The sequence below is a fragment of the Pseudomonas fluorescens genome, assembly GCF_900636825.1.
Taxonomy (GTDB): domain Bacteria; phylum Pseudomonadota; class Gammaproteobacteria; order Pseudomonadales; family Pseudomonadaceae; genus Aquipseudomonas; species Aquipseudomonas fluorescens_BG.
Genome location: NZ_LR134318.1, coordinates 1,035,875 through 1,051,906, shown reverse-complemented (window position 1 = coordinate 1,051,906; position 16,032 = coordinate 1,035,875). Strand labels below are relative to the sequence as shown.

Annotated in this window: 14 protein-coding genes; 6 read left to right on the top strand and 8 right to left on the bottom strand. The window is 59.0% G+C overall.

Annotated features, from left to right (window positions below; all coding sequences use genetic code 11):
- Positions 1-98: 98 nt before the first annotated feature.
- Entirely contained in the window at positions 99-581 is a 483-nt protein-coding gene (locus tag EL257_RS04735; RefSeq protein WP_126360252.1) for a glutathione peroxidase, read from the bottom strand.
- Between the two features lie 123 nt (positions 582-704).
- A complete protein-coding gene (locus EL257_RS04730; RefSeq protein ID WP_101159261.1) occupies positions 705-1,190 on the bottom strand; it encodes an FKBP-type peptidyl-prolyl cis-trans isomerase in 486 nt (161 codons plus the stop codon).
- Between EL257_RS04730 and EL257_RS04725 the strand changes: the two genes are divergently transcribed.
- From EL257_RS04725 to EL257_RS04715, 3 genes are read left to right on the top strand one after another with little or no spacing between them, the layout of a single operon-like run.
- Positions 1,159-1,485, top strand: a complete 327-nt coding sequence (locus EL257_RS04725) for a DUF3565 domain-containing protein (RefSeq protein ID WP_126360250.1) — start codon at positions 1,159-1,161, stop codon at positions 1,483-1,485. The genes EL257_RS04730 and EL257_RS04725 overlap by 32 nt on opposite strands.
- Before the next feature lie 51 nt (positions 1,486-1,536).
- Entirely contained in the window at positions 1,537-3,636 is a 2,100-nt protein-coding gene (gene pta / locus EL257_RS04720; protein WP_126360248.1) for a phosphate acetyltransferase, read from the top strand.
- A complete protein-coding gene (locus tag EL257_RS04715) occupies positions 3,637-4,539 on the top strand; it encodes an acyltransferase (RefSeq protein ID WP_126360246.1) in 903 nt (300 codons plus the stop codon). It begins immediately after the preceding gene.
- A gap of 178 nt (positions 4,540-4,717) precedes the next feature.
- On the opposite strand, the gene cysN is transcribed toward EL257_RS04715, so the two are convergent.
- The 4 genes from cysN to EL257_RS04690 form a co-directional block, all read right to left on the bottom strand.
- Positions 4,718-6,616, bottom strand: a complete 1,899-nt coding sequence (gene cysN, locus EL257_RS04710) for a sulfate adenylyltransferase subunit CysN (protein ID WP_126360244.1) — start codon at positions 6,614-6,616, stop codon at positions 4,718-4,720.
- 53 nt (positions 6,617-6,669) lie between these two features.
- Positions 6,670-7,011 (bottom strand): four helix bundle protein, encoded by a 342-nt coding sequence (locus EL257_RS04705; RefSeq protein ID WP_039759341.1) that lies wholly within the window; start codon positions 7,009-7,011, stop codon positions 6,670-6,672.
- A 104-nt stretch (positions 7,012-7,115) separates the two neighbouring features.
- On the bottom strand, positions 7,116-8,033 hold the full coding sequence (gene cysD, locus EL257_RS04700; protein ID WP_007912374.1) for a sulfate adenylyltransferase subunit CysD: 918 nt from the start codon (positions 8,031-8,033) through the stop codon (positions 7,116-7,118).
- A 244-nt stretch (positions 8,034-8,277) separates the two neighbouring features.
- Positions 8,278-9,036, bottom strand: a complete 759-nt coding sequence (locus EL257_RS04690) for a Nif3-like dinuclear metal center hexameric protein (RefSeq protein WP_126360242.1) — start codon at positions 9,034-9,036, stop codon at positions 8,278-8,280.
- Between the two features lie 103 nt (positions 9,037-9,139).
- On the opposite strand from EL257_RS04690, the gene algW reads away from it, so the two are divergent.
- From algW to EL257_RS04675, 3 genes are all read left to right on the top strand, one after another.
- Positions 9,140-10,297 carry a Do family serine endopeptidase AlgW gene (algW, locus tag EL257_RS04685; RefSeq protein WP_126360240.1) on the top strand — a complete coding sequence of 386 codons (1,158 nt, stop codon included), beginning with the start codon at positions 9,140-9,142 and terminating at the stop codon, positions 10,295-10,297.
- Positions 10,298-10,385: 88 nt separating this feature from the next.
- The gene (locus EL257_RS04680; protein WP_126360238.1) at positions 10,386-12,491 is read left to right on the top strand and encodes a TonB-dependent siderophore receptor; all 2,106 of its coding nucleotides are present in this window, start codon (positions 10,386-10,388) and stop codon (positions 12,489-12,491) included.
- A gap of 13 nt (positions 12,492-12,504) precedes the next feature.
- Positions 12,505-13,224: a DUF4198 domain-containing protein gene (locus EL257_RS04675; protein ID WP_126360236.1), complete on the top strand. Its 720-nt coding sequence runs from the start codon at positions 12,505-12,507 to the stop codon at positions 13,222-13,224.
- A gap of 324 nt (positions 13,225-13,548) precedes the next feature.
- On the opposite strand, the gene hisC is transcribed toward EL257_RS04675, so the two are convergent.
- Both hisC and hisD read right to left on the bottom strand, forming a co-directional pair.
- Complete coding sequence (gene hisC, locus EL257_RS04670) at positions 13,549-14,601, bottom strand: histidinol-phosphate transaminase (RefSeq protein WP_126360234.1); 1,053 nt, start codon at positions 14,599-14,601, stop codon at positions 13,549-13,551.
- Positions 14,602-14,603: 2 nt separating this feature from the next.
- Positions 14,604-15,941 (bottom strand): histidinol dehydrogenase, encoded by a 1,338-nt coding sequence (gene hisD, locus EL257_RS04665; RefSeq protein WP_126360232.1) that lies wholly within the window; start codon positions 15,939-15,941, stop codon positions 14,604-14,606.
- Between the last annotated feature and the right edge of the window lie 91 nt (positions 15,942-16,032).

Sequence of the window (16,032 nt, the reverse complement as noted above, 5' to 3'; positions counted from 1 at the left end):
CTTGAAAAGCAAAGATCGCAGCCTTCGGCAGCTCCTACACGGGGTTTGAGGTCACCTGTAGGAGCTGCCGAAGGCTGCGATCTTTTGATCTTGCTTGATCAGCTCAGCGCTTTTTCGATCGCGGCAATCACAGTCGGATCATCCGGCGCCGTACGCGGCGAGAACCGCGCCAGCACCCGGCCATCCTTGCCGAGCAGGAATTTCTCGAAATTCCAGGTGATATCACCGGGAAACTCGGCGCCCTCGCCCGCCAGCAAGCGGTACAACTGATGCCGTTCGTGACCGTTGACTTCCAGTTTGCTCGCCAGCGGAAACGTCACGCCATAATTGAGGCTGCAGAATTCCTGGATTTCTTTTTCCGAGCCTGGTTCCTGACCGGCAAACTGGTTGCACGGCAGGCCCAGCACGCTGAAGCCTTTGTCTTTGAACTGCTGATAGAGGTTTTCCAGTGCCGCGTACTGAGGGGTCAAGCCGCATTTGGAGGCGACGTTGACCACCAGCACGACTTGGCCCTTGAACGGCGCCAGCGGTAGCTCCTGACCATCCAGGGCTGTCAACTTAAGGTCGTGAAAAGCACTCATGACGTACTCCAGGATTCCGGTGTTCTACTCGAAACAGCCACTTGGCGAGGCCACCAAGGACAGCCGCGGACTAAAAAGGCGCCCACAGGCGCCTCTCCAGTACTCGAAGCTTAGCGCAGAAAATCAGTGGTGATGGCCACCTTCGCCATGGACGTGACCATGAGCGATTTCTTCCTGGCTGGCATCACGGATATCAACGATCTTCACTTGGAAGTTCAGACGCTGACCAGCCAGTGGGTGGTTGCCGTCGACAGTTACGTCGTCGCCGTCCAGGTCACGAATGGTGACGATCTGCATCTGGCCGTCCGGCGCCGAAGCGTGGAACTGCATGCCGACTTCCAGCTCGTCAACGCCTTCGAACATGCTGCGGCTCAGGGTGCTGACCAGCTCGGCGGCGTATTCGCCGTAAGCGTCTTCCGGTTCAACGGCAACTTGCAGTTCGTCACCGACCGCTTTGCCTTCCAGAGCTTTTTCCAGGCCCGGGATGATGTTGCCTGCGCCTTGCAGGTAAACCAGCGGAGCGCCGCCGGCGGAGCTGTCGATGACCTCACCAGCGTCGTTGGTCAGGGTATAGTCGATGGAGACAGCCTTATTGGCGGCGATCAGCATGGGGCGAGACCTTTTGCAGAAGAATATAGAAAGGCCAAGTTTAGCGAAGCAATCGCGCGAAAGCGAACACAACCCGGACAAACGGGTTTCGACGATCACAGGCTTCCATCAGGATGAAGAGGGCCATTGGGTCGTCGAGCTTTCCTGTGGCCACACCCAGCATCTACGCCATCAGCCGCCGTGGCAATCCCGCGCCTGGGTCATGGATGCGGCGCAACGTATTGAAAAAACAGGTCAACCCTTTGCCTGCGGTTGGTGCGCACAAGGCCCGGTTAGCGATAACCTTGGCGACTGAATTTCAGTAGTCGGCCAGACATGGGCCTGCACCCTTGCATAGAGAATTCCCATGCAAACTTTTTTTATCGCACCCACCGATTTTGGTGTGGGTCTGACCTCCATCAGCCTCGGGCTGGTGCGTACGCTTGAGCGAGCCGGGCTGAAAGTCGGCTTCTTCAAGCCGATCGCCCAACCGCATCCGGGTGACACCGGCCCTGAGCGCTCTACCGAACTGGTGGCGCGCACCCATGGCCTCAAACCGCCCCAGCCGCTGGGCCTGGCCCACGTTGAGCGCATGCTCGGCGACGGGCAACTCGACGAGTTGCTCGAAGAAATCATCACCCTGTATCAACAGGCCGCCATTGGCAAAGACGTGCTGGTCGTCGAAGGCATGGTGCCGACGCGCAGCGCCAGCTATGCCGCGCGGGTCAATCTGCACTTGGCCAAAAGCCTTGATGCCGAGGTGATTCTGGTCTCGGCGCCGGAAAACGAAGTGCTTGCGGAGCTGTCCGGCCGGGTCGAGTTGCAGGCGCAATTGTTCGGCGGCCCGAAAGACCCGAAAGTCCTTGGTGTGATCCTCAACAAGGTCAAAACCGATGAGAGCATGGACGTCTTCGCCACGCGTCTGAAGGAGCATTCGCCATTGTTGCGCAGCGGTGATTTCCGCCTGCTCGGCTGCATTCCATACCAGCCGGAACTCAACGCACCACGCACCCGCGACGTTGCCGACCTGATGGGCGCGCAAGTACTCAATGCCGGTGATTACGAAACCCGCCGGATGAGCAAAATCATCATTTGCGCACGCACGATGCGCAACACCGTCGAGTTGCTCAAGCCCGGCGTGCTGGTGGTAACGCCGGGGGATCGCGATGACATCATCCTCGCCGTCAGCCTCGCTGCGATCAACGGCGTACCTTTGGCCGGCCTGCTGCTGACCAGCGACACCCTGCCCGACCCGCGCATCATGGATCTGTGCCGTGGGGCGTTGCAGGCCGGTTTGCCGGTATTGTCGGTGAGCACCGGTTCCTACGACACCGCCAACCTGCTCAATGGTCTGAACAAGGAAATCCCCATTGATGACCGCGAGCGTGCGGAAATCATCACCGATTTCGTTGCCAGCCACCTCGACGCCAAATGGCTTCACCAGCGCTGCGGCACACCGCGGGAAATGCGCCTGTCGCCAGCGGTGTTCCGTTATCAATTGATTCAGCGCGCACAAGCGGCGAACAAGCGCATCGTCTTGCCCGAAGGCAGCGAGCCGTTCACCGTCCAAGCGGCGGCGATCTGCCAGGAACGCGGGATCGCCCGTTGCGTGTTGCTGGCCAAACCGGAAGACGTCGAAGCCGTCGCTCGCGCCCAGGGCATCGTGTTGCCGCCGGGGCTGGAGATTCTTGATCCGGACCTGATCCGCGAGCGCTACGTCGAGCCGATGGTTGCGCTGCGCAAAACCAAGAGTCTCAATGCGCCGATGGCCGAGCAGCAACTGGAAGACACCGTGGTGATCGGCACCATGATGCTTGCGCTGGATGAAGTCGACGGCCTGGTGTCCGGGGTTATCAATACCACTGCAAACACCATCCGCCCGGCTCTGCAACTGATCAAGACAGCGCCGGGTTGCACGCTGGTGTCGTCAGTGTTTTTCATGCTGTTTCCGGAAGAAGTGCTGGTGTACGGCGACTGCGTGATGAACCCGCATCCGAGCGCCACAGAACTGGCGGAGATTGCTCTGCAAAGTGCCGACTCGGCGGCGGCATTCGGCATCACCCCACGGGTGGCAATGATCAGTTATTCCAGCGGCGAATCGGCCACAGGCGAAGAGGTGGAAAAAGTTCGCGAGGCCACCCTGCTCGCCCATGAACAACAACATTCGTTGCTGATCGACGGTCCGCTGCAATACGACGCCGCTGCCAACGCCGAAGTCGCCCGACAACTGGCGCCGAACAGCCAGGTGGCCGGGCGCGCCACGGTCTTTGTGTTCCCCGACCTGAACACCGGCAACACCACGCATAAAGCCGTGCAGCGCAGTGCCGATTGCGTCAGCCTCGGGCCGATGCTGCAAGGCCTGCGCAAACCGGTCAATGACCTGCCGCGCGGTGCGCAAGTCGATGACATCGTCTACACCATCGCGCTCACCGCGATTCAAGCCGCCAACCGACCTATGGATGTGTAAATGCTGGATTTTCTACCTGCACCCGTGCGCGGCGTGATCGCCTCGCTGCTGTTGGCGCTCAATACGATCCTGCTCTGCTCGTTTCTGTTCTGCGTGGCGCTGGTCAAGGCCCTGCCGTTTGCCTTGACCCAGCGCATCGCCGCCTGGCTGATGAGCCACACCCACGAAGCGTGGATCAGCAATAACAAGGGCTGGATGAACCTGGTGCGCCGCACCCGTTGGCACGTGAGCGGCCTGCAAGGCCTCGACTATCAGCACTCGTACCTGATCACCAGCAACCACCAGAGCTGGGTCGATATTCTGGTTTTGCAATACGTGCTCAACCGCAAGATTCAACCGCTGAAGTTCTTCCTCAAGCAGGAGCTGATCTGGGTGCCAGTGATCGGTTTGGCGTGGTGGGCGCTGGGCTTTCCGTTCATGAAGCGCTACTCCAAGGCGTATCTGGAAAAGCACCCGGAGAAGAAAGGCAAAGACCTCGAAACCACTCGCAAGACTTGCGCGAAGTTTCGCCATAACCCGGTGGGAATTTTCAACTTCGTCGAAGGCACGCGCTTCACCGAAGGCAAGCATGCGCAGCAGCAATCACCCTTCAAATATCTGCTCAAGCCCAAGGCTGGCGGGATTGCTTTTGTGCTGGATGCGATGGGCGAGCAGCTGGAGTCGATCGTCAACGTGACAATTCATTACCCGGCCGGCCGTCCGGGTTTCTGGGATTTGCTCAGCGGCAATGTGCGCGATGTGGTGGTGCATTTTGAAGAGCTGAAGATCCCGCCGGCCTTCATCGGCAAGAACTACGATCAGGATGGCGAATATCGCCTGCAGTTTCAGGGCTGGATCAACCAGCTGTGGCTGGACAAGGATGCGTTGCTGGAACAGCTGCACCACGAGTATCCAAAGCGTTGAAGATCAAAAGATCGCAGCCTTCGGCAGCTCCTACATTGGATCGGTGAACTTCCTGTAGGAGCTGCCGAAGGCTGCAATTTTTTGACTTTTCAAAGGCACAAAAAAGCCCGCCGATGATTGCTCATCGGCGGGCTTTTTCTTGCCGCTCGAAGCTAAAAGCTTGCCGCTGCTTTACCGCTTAAATGGCGCCACGCTGACGCAGCAATTCCAGCACTTGCTTGACGCTCTCTTCCAGACTCAGCGCTTGCGTGTCGATCACCAGATCGGCATTCAGCGGCACGTCGTACGGGAAGGATTCGCCCGGGATGTTGTCGCCGCCAGCAGCGTACAGACCTTGCGGATCACGCTCGGCGCACACGGTCGGCGAAGCCTGCACGTAGACTGTCAGCAGACGATCCTTGCCGATCAGATCCTTCGCCTGCTCGCGGCCTTCGGCACTCGGCGCAACGAACGCGGCCAGTGTCAGCAGACCCGCCTCGTTGAACTGACGCGCCACATGCGCGGCACGACGCCAGTTCTCGGTACGCCCGGCACGATCCTGTGGCAGACCTTTGTTGAGGTCGTGACGCAGGTTCTGGCCATCGAGCACGAACACCGCACGACCCATGTCGAACAGCTTGCGCTCGACCGCGTAAGCCAGCGTGCTCTTGCCCGCTCCCGACAGACCGCTGAACAACACGGTGGCCGGTTGCTGGCCGAAGCGCTGGGCGCGTTCTTCAGTCGCAACGTGCGCCAGTTTGCCGTGGTGTGTGGCGGTGCCATGGGTCACCGGCTGCGCGACGATCATGCCAGCGCCAACGGTGCCATTGGTCAGACGATCAATGACGATGAACGCGCCAGTGGTGCGGTTGCTTTCGTAACCGTCGAGGGCGATCGGCGCGTCGAGCGCGATTTTCACCTTGCCGATTTCGTTAAGCTGCAACGCACTCGCCGGGCCTTCTTCCAACGTGTTCACGTCGACCTTGTTGACGATGCTCGCGATCGAGCCCGGCACATAACTGGTGGCGCGTTTGATGTCGTATTTCTTGCCCGGCAGCATCGGCTCTTCAGCCATCCACACCAGCATCGCTTCGAAGCTGTCGGTGACCGGCGGCACGTTGTCGGCATGGACCAGCAGGTCGCCACGGGAGATGTCGATTTCGTCTTCCATGGTCAGCGTCACCGCTTGACCCGGCCCTGCATGTTCCAGTTCACCTTCGAAAGTGACGATGGACTTCACGCGGCTGCTCTTGCCCGACGGCAGCACCACGACTTCGTCACCCTTGTGCACGATGCCGCTGGCCAGCGTGCCGGCAAAACCACGGAAGTTCAGGTTCGGACGGTTGACGTACTGCACCGGGAAACGCAGGTCGGTGAAGTTGCGATCGCCGGCGACTTCCACGGTCTCGAGAATTTCCATCAGCGACTGGCCTTTGTACCAAGGCGAGCGCTCGGACTTGTTGACCACGTTGTCGCCTTTAAGGGCAGACATCGGCACGAAGTGCATGCTGGTCGGCTTCATTTTCAAGCCTTCAGCGAACTTCAGGTAGTCAGCCTTGATCGACTCGAACACGCCTTCGTCGAAGTCCTTCAAGTCCATCTTGTTGATGGCGACGACAATGTGTTTGATGCCCAGCAGGGAAGCGATGAAGCTGTGGCGACGGGTCTGGGTCTGCACGCCGTAACGGGCGTCGACCAGAATGATCGCCAGGTCACAGGTGGACGCACCGGTGGCCATGTTGCGGGTGTACTGCTCATGGCCGGGAGTGTCGGCGATGATGAATTTGCGTTTGGCGGTAGAGAAATAGCGGTAAGCAACATCAATGGTGATGCCCTGCTCACGCTCGGCCTGCAGGCCATCGACCAGCAGTGCCAGGTCGATGTCGTCCCCGGTGGTGCCGACTTTTTTCGAGTCGCGGGTGATCGCTTCGAGGTGATCTTCATAGATCATCTTCGAGTCGTGCAGCAGGCGCCCGATCAGCGTGCTCTTGCCGTCATCGACGTTACCGCAAGTCAAAAAGCGCAGCAGCTCTTTACGTTCGTGCTGGCCCAGGTAGGCGAGGATGTCCTCGCTGATCAAATCAGAAACATGGCTCATTGCATTCAAGCTCCAAGCTGTAAGCTTCAAGCGGCAAGCTTGTCGGCGTACAGCTAGTCAGAAATTTTGTTGATCAACCCAACCAGCATCCTAGAAAGCTCTCGGGTCTCCATAATCCAATTTTCAGCCAGTGGTTCTGCGATGTAAGCGATATCTCGGCCTATCAGGATCTGGGTGCGCAGCTCTCCACAAGAAGCTTTCGCAATCCAAAGAAAATGAACCTTTTCTTTGCAACTCCGACGCTCCATGCCTTCAGCGATATTGGAAGGCACTGAAAGTGCAGAACGGGTGATCTGATCCTTGAATCCAAAATCCCCGCACCGCGCAAACTCTTTGAAAATCCTCACCGCCAGACATTTGCTTCGCTGCCATACAACCAGTCTCTCGAAATCCATTACGAGTCATCCGATTCCGGCCCGCAGCAACCGGCTGCAAGCGCCAACCTGCAAAGCTACTCATACCGCCTTTAACTTGCAGCTTGCCGCTTGTAACTCGAAGCTTAAAAGTAGCCTTGACGTTTTTTATCTTCCATCGAGCCTGCGCCATCGTGGTCGATGACCCGGCCCTGGCGCTCGGAAGTTCGCGTCAGGAGCATTTCCTGGATGATGTCCGTGAGGCTTTCTGCCTCGGACTCCACCGCACCCGTCAACGGGTAGCAGCCAAGGGTACGGAAACGCACTTTCTTTTTGACAATGCGCGCTTTGTCTTCATCGGACAGGTGCTCAAGGATGCGCTCGTCGTCGATCATGATCAGCGTGCCGTTCTTCTCGATCACTTCGCGCTCGGCGGCAAAGTACAGCGGCACAATCGGGATGCCTTCGAGGTAGATGTATTGCCAGATGTCCAGCTCGGTCCAGTTCGACAACGGGAACACACGGATGGATTCGCCCTTGTTGACCTTGCCGTTGTAGACGTTCCACAGCTCGGGACGCTGGTTCTTCGGGTCCCAGCGGTGCTTGCTGTCGCGGAACGAGTACACGCGCTCTTTGGCGCGGGACTTCTCTTCGTCGCGACGGGCGCCGCCGAATGCTGCGTCGAAACCATGCTTGTCGAGTGCCTGTTTCAGGCCCTCGGTTTTCATGATGTCGGTGTGCTTGGCGCTGCCGTGGGTGAACGGGTTGATGTTCTGCGCCACGCCATCGGGGTTGATGTGAGTGATGAGGTCCAGGCCCAGTTCTTCGACCATCTTGTCGCGGAACTTGTACATCTCCTGGAATTTCCACCGGGTGTCGACGTGCATCACCGGAAACGGCAGTTTGCCCGGGAAGAACGCCTTGCGTGCCAGGTGCAGCATCACGGCGGAGTCTTTACCGATGGAGTACAGCATCACCGGGTTATCGAACTCGGCGGCCACCTCGCGGATGATGTGGATGCTTTCCGCCTCCAGCTGTTTCAGATGCGTCAGTTTGTCGACCATGGCTACTCACGAAAGCTTTCTTATGAACGGCCAGCGGGCCGTGTTCGAGCGAGGAATCCTAGCACAGCGACCTCTTCTAATCAGGACGCCAACTAGATCGAAAGGGTATATGAATATGCCCACTCGTTTGGGCGCCAAAAGCCCATGTAGGAGCTGCCGAAGGCTGCGATCTTTTGATTTTGTTTTTGAAGATCAAGATCAAAAGATCGCAGCCTTCGGCAGCTCCTACACAGGGAATGGCGTGTCAGATAGGGTTCGAGATGTCGATGAAGATATGTTCGAGGGCAAAACGTTTTGCCAGGTAATCGCCCAGCGCCTGTACGCCGTAGCGTTCTGTGGCGTGGTGGCCGGCGGCGATGAAGCTGATGTCGTTCTCCCGCGCACTGTGGAACGTCTGCTCGGACGCCTCGCCACTGATGAACAAGTCGACACCCGCCGCCACGCCCTGATCGATGTAACCCTGACCACCCCCGGTGCACCAGCCGACGCGGCGGATCATGCCGCTGCCTTCGATCAGCAGCGGTTCACGACCCATGACTTCCTGTACCTTGCGCGCGAAATCCCGCGCGGTCAGCGGTTCGTTCAACGATCCGACCAGGCCGACGATTTTCGGGTTGCTCGGGTCCAGCGGGCCTTCGACAGTGATATCGAGCTGACGCGCCAGTTGCACGTTATTGCCAACCTCCGGATGCAAATCCAGCGGCAAGTGATAGGCCAGCAGACTGATGTCGTGCTTGAGCAGGGTCTTCAGGCGACGCTGCTTCATGCCGGTGACGCAAGGGTTTTCGCCTTTCCAGAAATATCCATGGTGGACCAGAATCAGATCGGCTTCGGCCTCGACGGCAGCGTCGAGCAACGCCTGGCTGGCGGTGACGCCACTGACGATGCGCATCACCTGTGGACGCCCTTCGACCTGCAATCCGTTGGGGCAATAATCGGCGATTTTCGCACTGCCCAGGTAACGGTCGGCTTCTTCGACGAGGGTGCTGAGGGCAACGGCCATGAAAGACTCCTAAATATCCCGTTCAGAGGCGCGCGCGGCCTCGTATAATGCGCGACATTATGGGCGGTCTGACCTCGCCTGCAACTTTTCCAGGACGTGCTTAATGTTCAAGGCGCTACGTTTTATGGGCTGGCCGCTGTTGGCCGGTGTGCTGATCGCTCTGTTGATTATTCAGCGTTACCCCGAGTGGGTCGGCCTGCCGAGCCTCGACGTCAACCTGCAACAGGCCCCGCAAACCACCACCGTGCAGCAAGGCCCGGTGTCCTACGCCGATGCGGTGACCATCGCCGCGCCTTCGGTGGTCAACCTGTACACCACCAAAGTCATCAACAAACCGGCGCATCCGCTTTTTGAGGATCCACAATTCCGGCGCTTCTTCGGCGACAACTCGCCGAAGCAGAAACGCATGGAATCAAGCCTCGGTTCCGGCGTGATCATGAGTCCGGAAGGCTACATTCTGACCAACAACCACGTCACCAGCGGTGCCGATCAGATTGTTGTCGCCCTGAAGGACGGCCGCGAAACCCTGGCCCGAGTGATTGGCAGCGACCCGGAAACCGACCTCGCCGTTCTGAAGATCGATCTGAAAAACCTGCCAGCCATCACCATCGGGCGCTCCGACAATATCCGCATCGGCGACGTCGCGCTGGCAATCGGCAACCCGTTCGGCGTCGGCCAGACCGTGACCATGGGCATCATCAGCGCCACCGGCCGCAACCAACTGGGCCTGAACAACTACGAAGACTTCATCCAGACCGACGCGGCGATCAACCCGGGTAACTCCGGCGGTGCGCTGGTCGATGCCAACGGCAACCTGACCGGCATCAACACTGCAATCTTTTCCAAGTCCGGCGGTTCGCAAGGCATCGGTTTTGCGATTCCGGTGAAACTGGCAATGGAAGTGATGAAGTCGATCATCGAACACGGCCAGGTGATTCGCGGCTGGCTGGGCATTGAAGTGCAACCGCTGACTCAGGAACTGGCCGAGTCGTTCGGTTTGTCCGGGCGGCCGGGGATTGTCGTCGCGGGGATTTTCCGTGATGGCCCGGCGCAGAAGGCCGGCCTGCAATTGGGCGACGTGATTCTGAGCATCGATGGCGAACCGGCCGGCGATGGTCGCCGCTCAATGAATCAGGTGGCGCGGATCAAACCGACCGACAAGGTCACCATTCAAGTGATGCGTAATGGCAAGGAGTTGAAGCTTTCCGCTGAAATCGGCCTGCGTCCGCCGCCTGCGCCGGTGAAAGAAAAAGCCGAGTAAAAATGTTTTCGCGCCAACGGCGCGAATAACAGACATTCTCAACGGGCATGTTATATTGTTTCAATTCTCGCAATTGGAACAACATAACATGTCGTCTCGAACAAAGGCTTCAGTACTGGGCCTGACTCTCGGTTTGCTGGTTGACCACGCCTTCGCCGACGAACCCGAACCGCTCGAACTCGACGCCATCAGCGTCATCTCCGACTACGAATCGCCGACTGGCCCGGTCAGCGGCTACCGTGCCACGCGCTCCTCCAGCGCGACCAAAACCGATACGGCGATCCGCGATATCCCGCAAGCCATCAGCGTGGTTCCGGCCAGCGTGCTTACGGATCTGGGCAGCAGCAGCGTCGAACGTGCGCTGGATTTTGCCGGGGGCGTGTCCAAACAAAACAACTTCGGCGGCCTGACTCTGTACGAATACAGCGTGCGCGGCTTCACCACCTCGGAATTCTATAAAGACGGTTTCAGCGCCAATCGCGGTTATCCGAGCACACCGGACGCGGCAAACATCGAGCGCATCGAAGTACTCAAAGGTCCGGCCGCCAGCCTGTACGGCCGCGGCGACCCTGGCGGTACGGTGAACATCGTCACGAAAAAGCCGCAGCCGGAAGCGTTCACCGCCCTGCAAACCAGCGCCGGCAGTTGGGATCGCTATCGCACCGCGCTGGACGTCAATACGCCTCTCGATGAACAGGGCGACGTGCTTTCACGGATCAATCTCGCCGTGGAAGACAACAACAGTTTTCGCGATCACGTCGACAGCCAGCGAGTATTCGTCGCGCCTTCGATCAGTTGGCAACTGAACCCGGACACGTCGCTGTTGGTAGAAAGCGAAATCGTCCGGCACAACTCCACGTTCGATCGCGGCGTGGTGGCGCCGAACAATAAATGGAGCGGCGTGTCGCGTTCGACCTTCCTCGGTGAACCCAACGACGGCAACATCGACAACCACAACAACTTGCTGCAAGCCACCCTCGAGCACCACCTCAATGACAGCTGGAAACTGCGCCTGGCCAGTCATTACAAGGAAGGCAAGCTTTGGGGCGACGCGTCCGAAGCGCGACCGTTGACTGCCGACGGACATACCGTCAATCGTCGCTTGCGTGAGCGCGACACGAACTGGCACGACAGCATTACCCAACTGGAACTGCGCGGGTTGTTCGACCTCGGGCCGTGGCAGCATGAATTGCTGATAGGCAGCGAGTACGAGAATTACCGCAAGGACGAGCGCGTTACCACCATCGCCGGCGGCCCCTACGCCATCGACATCTATAAGCCGATCTACGGTCAGCCAAAACCCAACGGCACTCGCTCGGGCACTGACTTCTTCGAACACGTCGAAAGCCACGCGCTGAACCTGCAAGACCAGATCATCTTCACCGACAAATTGCGCAGCATGGTTGGCGCGCGCTTCGAGCATTTCGATCAGCGTATCGATGACCACAGCCGTAACGCCAAAAGCCAGCAGCGCCATGACGCACTCACCCAGCGCGCCGGCCTTCTCTATCAACTGACGCCGAACACCGGGCTCTTCGCCAACGCTTCGACCTCGTTCAAACCGAACAACGGCCTCGATGCCTCCGGCAAATCCTTCGACCCGGAAGAAGGCGTCGGTTACGAAGTCGGCATCAAGAACGAGCTGTTCGACGAACGCCTGAGCAGCACTCTCGCCTTCTTCCACATCGACAAGGAAAACGTCCTCGCCCTCGATCCGGGCACCGACACCAGCCGCGCCATGGGCAAGGCGCGCAGCCAGGGTTTCGATTGGCAAGTGACCGGTCAGCTGAGCGATGCGGTGCGGGTCATCGGCGCCTTCGCCTACATCGACGCTGAAGTGACCCAAGGCGACGCGACCATTCCCACCGGCAGCCGCATCCTCGGCGTGGCCAAACGCAGTGGCAGTCTGCTCGGCGTTTATGAATTTCAGGATGGGCGTTTGCGCGGCTCGGACGTTGGCGCGGCGTTCACCTACGTCGGTGATCGTTCGGGCGAATCCGGCAGCGACTTCGAGTTGCCGGCCTATCACACCGTCGACCTGCTCGCGCATTACAAGGCCAGCGACAACGTCACGGTCGGCCTCAACCTGAACAATCTCTTCGACGAAAAGTATTACGAGCGCTCCTACAGCAACTACTGGGTCAACCCCGGCGAGCCGCGCAATTTCACCGTCAGCCTGACACTCAACCTGTAAAAGGATGTCCACCATGCAATACCGCAAATCTCTATTGCTCTTCGCAGCACTCTTCGCCGGCCAGGTATCGGCCCACGGCCTGTGGACCGAGGAGCGACGCGGCAACATTGAAGTGGTTTACGGCCACGGCGCCGAAGACAACGCGTTCAAGGCGCAGAAAATCAGTGGTGCCTGGGCGTATGACGCAGGCGGCAAAATGATTCCGGTCAGCGTCGAGCGCCTATCGGATCACGCACGACTGAAACCGTTGAAGGCGCCAGCGGTGATGGCCCTGGCGCTGAACAACGGCATGTGGTCGCAGACGGCTGACAAGAAATGGATCAACGAAGGCCGCAGTAAGGTCCCCGGGGCTATCGAGGCGACCGAGACGTTCAAATACAGTCTGGCGATCTATCAGCCGGGGGCGAAATTGCCCAAGCTCGATCAGATCAAGCTGCTGATTGTGCCGGAGGTCGATCCGCTGACTGTCGGGCCTGGCAAGTCAATGCCGGTGCGGGTTTTGCTCGATGGCAAGCCCGTGGCGGGGGTGAAGTTGTACGGCGACTATCGCAGTTCGCCGAACACCCTGAGCACCGAGACCGACAAGGATGGGCGTGCGCAGGTGCTGGTGAGGAATGAGGGCTTGAATGTGATCGCGGCGCAGGTTGAGGTGCCGGTTAAGGACAGCCCTGATGTGAATAGTCGCGGGTTGTTCACATCACTGACCTTCCTCGGTGAACCACATCACGAGTAAAAGCACACCCTCACCCCAGCCCTCTCCCGGAGGGAGAGGGAGCCGACCGAGGCGTCTTGCGGGATACATCGACCTGCAAGACCGAGTCGATTACGGATTCAATACAAATCGTTCAAGTCGGCGAAACTCTGCAATATCCCCCATTCAGTCCCCTCTCCCTTTGGGAGAGCAAGCCGACCGAGATGTCTTGCGGGATACATCGACCTGAAAGACCGAGTCGATTATGGATTCAATACAAATCGTTCGAGTCGGCGAACCTCTGCAATATTCCCCATCCAGTCCCCTCTCCCGGAGGGAGAGGGCTAGGGTGAGGGGCTGTTGCTTTTAGAGGTCGCCGAGGCCTTCGATCAACGCCTGATTCTGCTCCGGCGTACCAATCGAGATCCGCAAGAACTGCGCAATCCGTTGCTGTTTGAAGTGACGCACGATCACACCCTGCTCGCGCAATTTGGCCGCCAACCCAGCCGCGTCATGCTGCGGATGCCGCGCAAAAATGAAATTCGCCGCTGACGGCAGTACTTCAAAGCCTTTCGCCTGCAATTGCGCAATCACCCATTCGCGGCTCTCGATGACCAAACGGCACGTTTTGTCGAAATACTCACGATCTTCAAACGCCGCCGCCGCGCCGACAATTGCCAGCCGATCCAGTGGATAAGAGTTGAAGCTGTTCTTGATCCGCTCAAGCGCCTCGATCAGGTCCGGATGCCCAACCGCCAGACCCACGCGCAGGCCGGCCAGCGAGCGCGACTTGGACAGGGTCTGGGTCACCAGCAGGTTCGGATAACGATCCACCAGACTGATTGCGGTTTCCCCGCCGAAATCAATGTACGCCTCGTCTACCACCACCACCGAATCCGGGCTGGCCTTGAGGATTTGCTCGACCGCATCCAGCGCCAGCAGGCAACCGGTCGGGGCGTTCGGGTTGGGGAAAATGATCCCGCCGTTCGGCTTGGCGTAGTCCGCTGGATCAATCTGGAACTGCGCGTCCAGCGGCACTGCGTCGAATTCTATCCCGTACAACCCGCAGTACACCGGATAGAAGCTGTAGCTGATGTCCGGGAACAACAGCGGCTGATCGTGTTGCAGCAGGCCGTGAAAAATGTGCGCGAGCACTTCGTCCGAACCGTTGCCGAGGAACACCTGACTGGTCTGCACACCGTAGTATTTGGCCACGGCGTTTTTCAGCAGATCACTGTTCGGGTCCGGGTACAGGCGCAGGTTGTCGTTGAGCTCAACTTGCATCGCCGCCAAAGCTTTGGGCGATGGGCCGTACGGGTTTTCGTTGGTGTTGAGCTTGACCAGTTTGGTCAGCTTCGGCTGCTCACCCGGCACGTAGGGCACCAGATCCTTGACGAACGGACTCCAGAATTTACTCATGGTCATTCCCCCTGCCCTTTCAGAAAGTCTTCGTCTTTGATGCGGTATTCAGCGCTGCGCGCATGAGCGCTCAGCGATTCGCCACGGGCCAGGACCGATGCCGTTTTCCCCAACTCGGAAGCACCGGCCTCGGAGCAGAAGATGATCGACGAACGCTTCTGAAAGTCGTACACGCCCAGCGGCGACGAGAAACGAGCCGTGCCGGAGGTCGGCAACACGTGGTTCGGGCCTGCGCAATAATCACCCAGCGCTTCCGAGGTGTGGCGGCCCATGAAGATCGCACCGGCGTGGCGGATCTGTGGCAGCCACGCTTGCGGGTCGGCGACCGACAGCTCCAGGTGTTCCGGGGCAATACGGTTGGCGACTTCGATCGCCTGCGCCATATCTCGCACCTGAATCAGCGCGGCACGGCCATTGATCGACGTTTCAATGATGGTCGCGCGGTCCATGGTCGGCAGCAGTTTGTCGATGCTTGCGGCGACCTTGTCGAGGAATTCAGCATCCGGGCTGACCAGGATCGCCTGCGCGTCTTCGTCGTGTTCGGCTTGCGAGAACAGGTCCATGGCGATCCAGTCCGGATCGGTCTGACCGTCGCAGACCACGAGGATTTCCGAAGGGCCGGCGATCATGTCGATGCCGACCTGACCGAACACGTGGCGCTTGGCGGTGGCGACATAGATGTTGCCCGGGCCGACCACTTTGTCGACTTTCGGCACGCTTTCGGTGCCGTAAGCCAAAGCCGCGACGGCTTGCGCGCCACCGATGGTGAAAACGCGATCAACTCCAGCGATGCACGCGGCGGCCAGCACCAGTTCATTGATTTCACCGCGCGGCGTCGGTACGACCATGACCACTTCGGTCACGCCGGCAACCTTGGCCGGAATCGCATTCATCAACACTGATGACGGATACGAAGCCTTGCCGCCCGGCACATACAGGCCTGCGCGATCCAGCGGCGTGACCTTCTGGCCCAGCACCGTGCCGTCAGCCTCGGTGTAGCTCCAGGAATCCTGCTTCTGTTTCTCGTGGTAACTGCGCACCCGCGCCGCAGCTTTTTCCAACGCTTCACGCTGGGCCACGGTGATGCGGGTCAGAGCCAGTTCCAGACGCTCGCGCGGGAGGATGAGGTCAGCCATCGACGCCACTTCGAGGCCGTCGAATTTCTGGGTGAACTCGACCAGCGCCGCGTCACCGCGCTCGCGTACAGCTTTGATGATGTCCAGCACGCGCTGATTGACCGAGTCGTCAGACACACTTTCCCAGCTCAGCAGATGATCCAGATGATGCGCGAAATCCGGATCAGCAGCGTTGAGTCGGCGAATTGCAGTCGGTGCGGTCATAGCGAGAGCCTCATAGGAATTGGCAAAAACTCAGGCGCCCGAAACTATCATTCGATCCGCTTGGGCACCTGAGAATTCTGGCTATGAGGCG